This window comes from Nocardia tenerifensis NBRC 101015 (assembly GCF_000308715.1).
GTDB classification, from domain to species: domain Bacteria; phylum Actinomycetota; class Actinomycetes; order Mycobacteriales; family Mycobacteriaceae; genus Nocardia; species Nocardia tenerifensis.
On record NZ_BAGH01000122.1, the window covers coordinates 1 to 7,312 of the forward strand.

Consider the following 7,312-nt stretch of genomic DNA (forward strand, 5'->3'; position numbering starts at 1 on the left):
AGCAACCCACCCACGACGAGCTCACATCCTCACCCACACCGATTGGTGCGGCGTCGGTCGGCGGGGGAGGGTTGGCGGGGTACGGTTGAACATCACCCGTCCATAGCGTCCAGGAGTTTGTCCGCGTTGAATGTCGAACCACCGATCCAGGCCAAGCTGCTTCAGCTCGCCGCTGTCGACGCCGAGCTGACGCGGATCGCGCACCGCCGCACCGTGCTGCCCGAACAGCAGGAGGTGGCCCGGCTGGAGACCGAGCGCAACGCGCACAAGGACGCCGCCGTCGCGGTGCAGATCATGCTCGACGACCTCGACCGCGACATCCGCAAGCTCGAGGGCGAGGTCGACGCGGTCCGCAAGCGCGAGGACCGCGACAAGGGCATGTTGACCGCCGGAACGGTGAACGCCAAACAGCTTTCGGAGATCCAGCACGAACTCGGCAGCCTGGAGCGCAGGCGCTCGGTGCTCGAGGACGAACTGCTCGAGGTGATGGAGAAGCGCGAGGCCTCCGCCGACGACTATCAGCACGCGGGCGCCCGGCTGGACAAGACCGAGCAGGAGCTGGCCGACGCCAAGACCCAGCGCGACGAGGCCCTCGCGGATCTTGAGGTGGCGCAGGGCCGCTGCGAGGCCGATCGGTCTCAGCTGATCTCGCTGTTCCCGGACGATTTGATGGCCATCTACGACCGTCAGCGCACCCAGCACGGCGTCGGCGCGGCGCTGCTGCAGGCTCGTCGCTGCGGCGCGTGCCGGATCGAGCTGGACCGCGGCGAAATCGCCAGGATCGCCAAGACCGCTCCCGACGTGGTCGTGCGATGCCCGGAGTGCGGCGCGATCCTCGTGCGCACCAAGGAATCGGGGCTGTGACCGCTCGGACGAGGCCGGCCCTGCGGTGACCGAACGCGAGGTGATCGTCGAGGCCGACGGTGGTTCGCGCGGCAATCCCGGCCCCGCCGGGTACGGCTCCGTCGTCTACGCCGCCGACCATGTGCGGGTGCTCGCTGAGCGCCGCGAGTACATCGGAGTCGCGACGAACAATGTCGCCGAATACCGCGGTCTTATAGCCGGTTTGGAGGCCGCCGCCGAGCTCGGCGCCGAGATCGTCTCGGTGCGAATGGATTCCAAGCTGGTGGTCGAGCAGATGTCCGGCCGCTGGAAGGTCAAGCATGCGGCCATGGTTCCGCTCGCCGACCGCGCTCGCCGGCTGGTCGCGGGTTTCGAACGGGTGAGCTTCACCTGGATTCCGCGTGCGGAGAACTCCTATGCCGACCGCCTCGCGAACGAGGCGATGGACGACGGCGGCCTGGTCAACGAGGTGCGTAACGCCCGCGAGGCCGAAAAGCCCTCGGTGGTGGAGGATCCGGTGGTCTCGGCCGTCGCCGCGCAGCCCGCGCCGGGCTGGACCGGCGCCACCGGCCGCCCGACCCGGCTGCTCCTGCTGCGGCACGGTCAGACCGAACTGTCTGTGCAGCGCCGCTATTCGGGACGCGGCAATCCACCGCTCACCGAGCTGGGCCGCGAGCAGGCCGCGCGCGCCGCGAAAATGCTTGCCGCCAAAGGCGGTATCTCCGCGGTGCTAACCTCGCCGCTGAGCCGGGCGCGCGACACCGCCGAGGCCGCGGCGGCCGCGCTCGGCGCCCCGCTCACGGTCTCGGACGGGCTCATCGAGACGGACTTCGGCGAGTGGGAGGGCTTGAGCTTCCGCGAGGCGGCCGAGCGTGATCCGGATCTGCACGGCCGCTGGCTCGGCGATCCCTCGCTGCCCGCGCCGGGCGGGGAGAGCTTCGACCAGGTGCGCGAGCGGGTGGACGCGGTTCGTCGCGACCTGATCGGGCTGTACCCGGGCGCGAACCTCGTCGTGGTCAGCCATGTGACGCCGATCAAGACGCTGCTGCAGTTGGCGCTCGGCGTCGGGCCCGCACTGCTGTACCGGCTGCATCTGGATCTGGCGTCGCTGTCGATCGCGGAGTTCTATCCGGACGGCGGGTCGTCCGTGCGGCTGGTGAACGACACGTCGTACCTGTAGCGGACGGGCGAATCCCGCACTGCGCCACCGTGTTCGTCGCGGCTGTCCATCCCGACGCGTCAGGATTCGCGGTGGAGTCGCCGACGGCGTATAACATTTGAGTCTCGTGGGCCAGGCGGATCGGCCGCGGCTACGAGCGGGGAGGATGGAAGCCGGTTCGCGCGAATGCTTTTCAGTGGGCGCTCGCCCGGCGAGTCCCCAGCGCAGGCGTTTCGCTTGCCGAAACGGCGACCGCACAGTGTGTGTCGGGGGCGGTTCCCTCCCCGGTCCTGGTGAGCACGGAGTTCCTGCTGTGCTCGCTTTTTCGAATAGGAGAGAAGTGACAAGGAAATTCAGGTCCATGGCGCTGGTGACGGCGGCCATGGCGTCGGTGGTGGTCGCGGCCGCCGGTACCGCGTCCGCGCGGCCGATCGCGGAGCTGGGCGGCGGCTCCGGCGTCGCCTTCGAGAACAACTCGGTGTGCTCGCTGACCACGATCGGTCACGACGCTGCCGGCCGGCTCGTCGGCATCACCGCGGGGCACTGCGCGCCCACCGGTGCCCGGGTGATCGCCGAACGCCTGCCGGAGGCAGGGGTGCTCGGCACCGTCGCGTTCTCCGATGACGGCAAGGGCCTGGACTACGCTGTCCTGGAACTGAATCCGGAGCGGATCAACCCCGTGCGCACCGTCGGCCCGACCACCATCGCGGGTGTCGGCGACGCGCCGGGCGCCGGCACCACCGTGTGCTCGAGCGGCCGCACCACCGGCACCGACTGCGGCGTCGTGTGGGGTGAGCTCGACGGCACGAGCATCAACCAATACTGCTCGCAGCCGGGCGATTCCGGCGGTCCGGTGATGGTCGGCGATCGGCTGGTCGGCATGAACCAGGGCCGGCTCACCGGCATCGGGCCGATCGGCTTCAACGTGCCGTGCACGACGGCGGGCAATCCCGTGCACTCGCCGGCCTTCTTCCAGCCGATCGTGGTGATCCTCGCCGCGATCAACGCCCAGGGCGGTGTCGGCGCCGGATTCCAGCCTATTTAGGCCGACGACGGGTTCACCGCGGCCGCCATCGCACGCAGCGCGGTCGCGGTGAATTCGTCCAGGGGATAGAACAACTCGATCGCCAGCTCCGACAGGGTGACGTCGGCGGGCGCGCCGAAGGTCGCCATCGTGCTGAACATGGACAGCTCGCCCGCGGGCGTGCGGACGCGAATCGGCACCTCGAACGGACTAGGTTGCGCCGCATCGACTCTCGGCTCGTCCGGCGGATCGGGCAGCCGTGGATAACGGCTCACCTCGTCGTACAGCGCGCTCAGCCGCGCATCGCCGCTCGCGCCGACCTGCCGAGCGAGCCGCTCCAGGAACAACTCTCGGACCTGACCCAGATTGACCAGCCGCCCGGCCAGCCCCTCGGGATGCAGCACGAGACGATACACGTTCGGTTGCGGCAGCAGCAGATGGTCGGGCACCCCGTGCATCAGCACGCTCATCGCCGCATTGCCGGTGACGACGTTCCACAGCCGGTCGACGACGACCGCCGGGTACGGCTCGTGCGCGGTCAGCATCGTCGTCAGCGCGGTGCGCACCGAGGTCAGGCTGACGTCGTCGAGGCTGCTCTCCCGGTAGGCGGGCGCGTAGTCGGCGGCGAGCAGCAGCGTATTGCGGTCGCGCAGCGGGACTTCGAGCGCCTCGCACAGGCGCAGGACCATCGTCCGGCTCGGCCTCGACCGGCCGGTCTCCACATAGGACAGGTGCCGGGCGGAGGTGTCCGCCGACAGTGCCAGGTCGAGCTGGCTGAGCCTGCGCCGCTGCCGCCACTCGCGCAGCAGCACGCCGACCCTGGAACGCGTCTCCGGTTGCGGTTGTGCCACCTGAGCAGGCTAATCACCGAACGCGCCGCGCGGCCATGACCTCCGAGGTCATTGAGACGCTCACCTCACCTCGGCAAGGTGGGTTCCGGGCGCCGACGCCCGACTCGACCGACAGGAGCAGCACATGAGCACCTTCTTGGCCACCCAGCCGAGGCTGAGCACCGACTTCCTGCGCACCGTGCTGCGCGTGGACGGATGGAGCACCGGCGCGTTCGGCGTCGTCATGCTGGCCGGCGCGGTCGCCCTGCGCGACCCGCTGGGCCTGCCCACCGGCCTGGTCGATCCCGTTCGGCGTTGCGATGCTGGGCGGGGCGCTCGCGCTGCTGCTCATCGCCGGTGCGCCCGAGATGCCCTTTCGTCACGCGTGCGCCGTCGTCGCGGTGAACGCGTTGTCGGCCGTCGCTATGGTGGTCCTGGCGTTCACGGAGGTGGTCGGTCTGACCGGACTCGGCATCGCATTCCTGTGCATCGGGGCCGCGGTGGTCGCGGTCTTCGCCGCGCTCGAGTTCATCGGTTTGCGCCGGGCGGGATATTGAGCGGGGGCCGACGCACAAAACTGTTTGCGCAGGCAGCCGCTCGGCAAGTAGAACACTTCGGTGAATCTATCCACGATCGACATCCGGGTGTTGACCGCCGACGAATGGGAAGTGTTCCGGCGGGTGCGGTTGCGGACGCTGACGGACAGCCCGCAGTTCTTCGGGTCGACGCTGGCGGAGGCGCAGGCGCGCACCGAGCGGGATTGGCGGGCGGCGCTCGCGGATCGGACGCAGTTCCTGGCCAGTGCCGACGGCGTCGAACTGGGTACCGTCGCGGGCATGATCGATCCGGAACGCGGTGGGGTGCATCTGATTTCGATGTGGGTGGCGCCGGAGGCGCGGGGGACCGGGGTCGCGGATCTGCTCGTGCGCGCGGTGCTCGACTGGGCCGCCGCGGGCGGGCACACCACCGTCTGGCTGGAGTTCGCCGAGGGCAACGTGGTGGCCGAACGGCTGTATCTGCGTAACGGATTCGTGCGGACCGGGGTGACCGGGTTCGTCCGGCCGGGCGATCCCCGAGTGGAATACGAGATGGTGCACAAGCTTTAGCGCGTCGAGTTTGCCTGCGCAGGCCCCGGGTATCCGCTCCCCGATCGGGAGGTGACGGCATGCCGGAGAAGGCCGTGGCGCGGCGGGTACACCGTCTGGTGGATTGGTCGACGGGGCCGTCGGTGCTGCACTGGCGGTCGTGGTGGGGTGTGCTGCGGCGGACCGTGACCGAGTTCCTGGACGACAATCTCTCGGATTGGGCTGCGGCGCTTACCTATTACAGCGTGCTGTCGATCTTTCCCGGGCTCATCGTGCTCACCGCGATACTCGGGGCGCTCGGGCCGTCGGCCACGCAGTCGCTCATCGACACCATTCAGGACATCGGCCCGGGGAGCGGCACCGCGCTGCTCGTCGACGCCATCAAACAGCTGCAAGGCTCGCGACAGATCGCAGGGCCGCTCGCCCTCATCGGTCTCGGCAGCGCGCTGTGGACGGCCTCGGGCTACATCGCGGCTTTCATGCGGGCCGCCAACGCCATCTACGACACCGAGGAGGGCAGGCCGATCTGGAAGACCGTCCCGGTGCGCATCGGCTTGACCGCGGCAATGGTGGTGCTGCTCGCGGTGCTCGCGCTCGGGGTGGTGGCCACGGGTTCGATCGCCGAACGGCTCGGGCGCTGGCTCGGCGTCGGCTCGGCGGGAGTCCTGGTGTGGGACATCGCGAAATGGCCGGTGCTCGCGATTTTGGTCAGTTTGTTGTTCGCCCTGCTCTACTGGGCCGCGCCGAACGCACAGCAGCCCGGCTTCCGCTGGCTCAGTCCGGGCAGCGTGCTCGCCGTGCTGCTGTGGATCGCCGCGTCGGCCGGATTCGCCGTGTATGTCGCCAATTTCGGCTCCTACAACAAGGTGTACGGCTCGCTCGGCGGCGTCGCGGTGTTCCTGGTCTGGCTGTGGATCTCCAACGTCGCGGTGCTGCTCGGCGCGGAGTTCGATGCCGAACTCGCGCGCGGGCGCCGCATCGAACAGGGGTTGCCGCCCGACGAGGAACCCTTTCTGCCGCCACGCGACACCCGCGCCATGTCCGACGAGGACGCCGAGAAACACAGTGCTGAGCACGATGAGGCCGGCGGTTCAGCGAACAACGCCGCAGCGGACAGGAGGAAATAATGAGCGAGGACGCAGTTCCGGAACGCGACATGTTCCACGAGGAGGCAGACGCCGCTCGGGCGAAGGCCGCGGAGGCCGAACGTCGCGCCGAGGAGAAGACCGCGGAGGTGCGCCGGATCGCCGAAGAGAAGGCCGCCGACGTGGCGCGGCGGGCGGAGGCGAAGGCCGCCGAGGAACCGCCCGCCGCGCCCGCGGCCCAGGAACCACGCGCCGAGGAACCGGCCGCCGCGTCCGCCGCCGATGAGCCAGCCGTCGCGCCAGGCGCCGACGAACCAGCTGCGCGGGAAAAGACCGAGGCGGCAAAGGAAAAGGCGGCCGAGGCGATCCAGCAAGCGATTCAGCGGACCGACGAGGCGACGGAGCGGGCCAAGACAGCCGCCGATCGCGTCGCGCCCGCCGCCGTTGCCGCACAAGGTATTTCGTTCGTCGACGAGGTGCGCCGACGCCCCATCCCCGCCGCCGTGGCCGCCATGCTCGGCGCGCTCGTCACCTGGCGGGTGCTGCGCCGCCGCTGAACCGAGAGGAAGGTTAGGAACGCGCGAGCGTGATGTTCAGCTTGGCGAGGAAGCGGCGGAAGTGGGGATCGGTGTTAGCGATGCCGAATCCATCTATGCCACACCAGCGTTCGGAGCTGAACTCGCGAGCATCCAGGGCGTAGCGCCGGGTGTGGTCGCCCCGGATGACGTACCAGAGGCTGACGTCTTCATGACTGTCCGGACCGTTGGTCGCGGTGATCGTGAGGAACAAGGGATCGGTGCCCGTGACGGTGAAATCCGCTGAGACGCCGACCTCCTCGGCCGTCTCACGTCGAGCCGTCTCGAGCGGGTGCTCGCCGGGATCCACGTGTCCACCTGTCGGCAGCCACAATTCGGCGAGGCGATGGTGGCCGAGCAGTACGGCCCGCGCCTCGGGATCGACCATGACGACATAGCTGACGAGGTGCCGCGGCGGTGTGGCCGGCTTGACGCGGCGGAACACATCGTCGGTGGCCGCCAGCCACGTCAGCGACTCCGCGACGTGCTGCTGTTCGAGCGCGTCGAATGGCGCGATCCCGCTGACGATCTCAGCTACGGCACGAGTCGCGGAATTCATAACGGGGGACTGTAGCGCCGGCCACCGACAGGAACCGTCGGCTCTCGGCCAGGTGCGAATGCCCGCTGTGGCTGACCGCTCTATCTGTCGTCTGACCACGCTATCTGTGTTGGATCGCTAGCCCAGGGTTGTCCCGCCCCGCAGGACAGTGT

General features: G+C 69.2%; 9 protein-coding genes. 7 read left to right on the top strand and 2 right to left on the bottom strand.

Translation table 11 applies throughout. From position 1 onward, the window contains the following. Positions 1–126 precede the first annotated feature (126 nt). The 3 genes from ON39_RS10350 to ON39_RS10360 all read left to right on the top strand — a co-directional run bounded on the left by ON39_RS10350 (position 127) and on the right by ON39_RS10360 (position 3,047). On the top strand, positions 127–864 hold the full coding sequence (locus ON39_RS10350) for a zinc ribbon domain-containing protein (protein WP_040733243.1): 738 nt from the start codon (positions 127–129) through the stop codon (positions 862–864). A 25-nt stretch (positions 865–889) separates the two neighbouring features. After that, entirely contained in the window at positions 890–2,023 is a 1,134-nt protein-coding gene (locus ON39_RS10355) for a bifunctional RNase H/acid phosphatase (RefSeq protein ID WP_040733236.1), read from the top strand. A 319-nt stretch (positions 2,024–2,342) separates the two neighbouring features. Continuing rightward, positions 2,343–3,047, top strand: a complete 705-nt coding sequence (locus tag ON39_RS10360) for a S1 family peptidase (RefSeq protein WP_040733237.1) — start codon at positions 2,343–2,345, stop codon at positions 3,045–3,047. Here ON39_RS10360 and ON39_RS10365 read toward each other — a convergent pair. Then, positions 3,044–3,877: a helix-turn-helix domain-containing protein gene (locus ON39_RS10365; protein WP_040733238.1), complete on the bottom strand. Its 834-nt coding sequence runs from the start codon at positions 3,875–3,877 to the stop codon at positions 3,044–3,046. The genes ON39_RS10360 and ON39_RS10365 overlap by 4 nt on opposite strands. Positions 3,878–4,176: 299 nt before the next feature. On the opposite strand from ON39_RS10365, the gene ON39_RS50495 reads away from it, so the two are divergent. The 4 genes from ON39_RS50495 to ON39_RS10385 are packed head-to-tail and all read left to right on the top strand — an operon-like array spanning position 4,177 to position 6,583. Beyond that, a complete protein-coding gene (locus ON39_RS50495; protein WP_255219253.1) occupies positions 4,177–4,413 on the top strand; it encodes a hypothetical protein in 237 nt (78 codons plus the stop codon). A gap of 60 nt (positions 4,414–4,473) precedes the next feature. Next, complete coding sequence (locus ON39_RS10375) at positions 4,474–4,962, top strand: GNAT family N-acetyltransferase (RefSeq protein ID WP_051186484.1); 489 nt, start codon at positions 4,474–4,476, stop codon at positions 4,960–4,962. 59 nt (positions 4,963–5,021) lie between these two features. Continuing rightward, on the top strand, positions 5,022–6,068 hold the full coding sequence (locus ON39_RS10380; protein ID WP_051186485.1) for a YihY/virulence factor BrkB family protein: 1,047 nt from the start codon (positions 5,022–5,024) through the stop codon (positions 6,066–6,068). Beyond that, positions 6,068–6,583, top strand: a complete 516-nt coding sequence (locus tag ON39_RS10385) for a hypothetical protein (RefSeq protein ID WP_040733239.1) — start codon at positions 6,068–6,070, stop codon at positions 6,581–6,583. Before ON39_RS10380 ends, ON39_RS10385 begins: the two co-directional genes overlap by 1 nt. 13 nt (positions 6,584–6,596) lie before the next feature. On the opposite strand, the gene ON39_RS10390 is transcribed toward ON39_RS10385, so the two are convergent. Continuing rightward, the gene (locus tag ON39_RS10390) at positions 6,597–7,160 is read right to left on the bottom strand and encodes an NUDIX hydrolase (RefSeq protein ID WP_040733240.1); all 564 of its coding nucleotides are present in this window, start codon (positions 7,158–7,160) and stop codon (positions 6,597–6,599) included. Between the last annotated feature and the right edge of the window lie 152 nt (positions 7,161–7,312).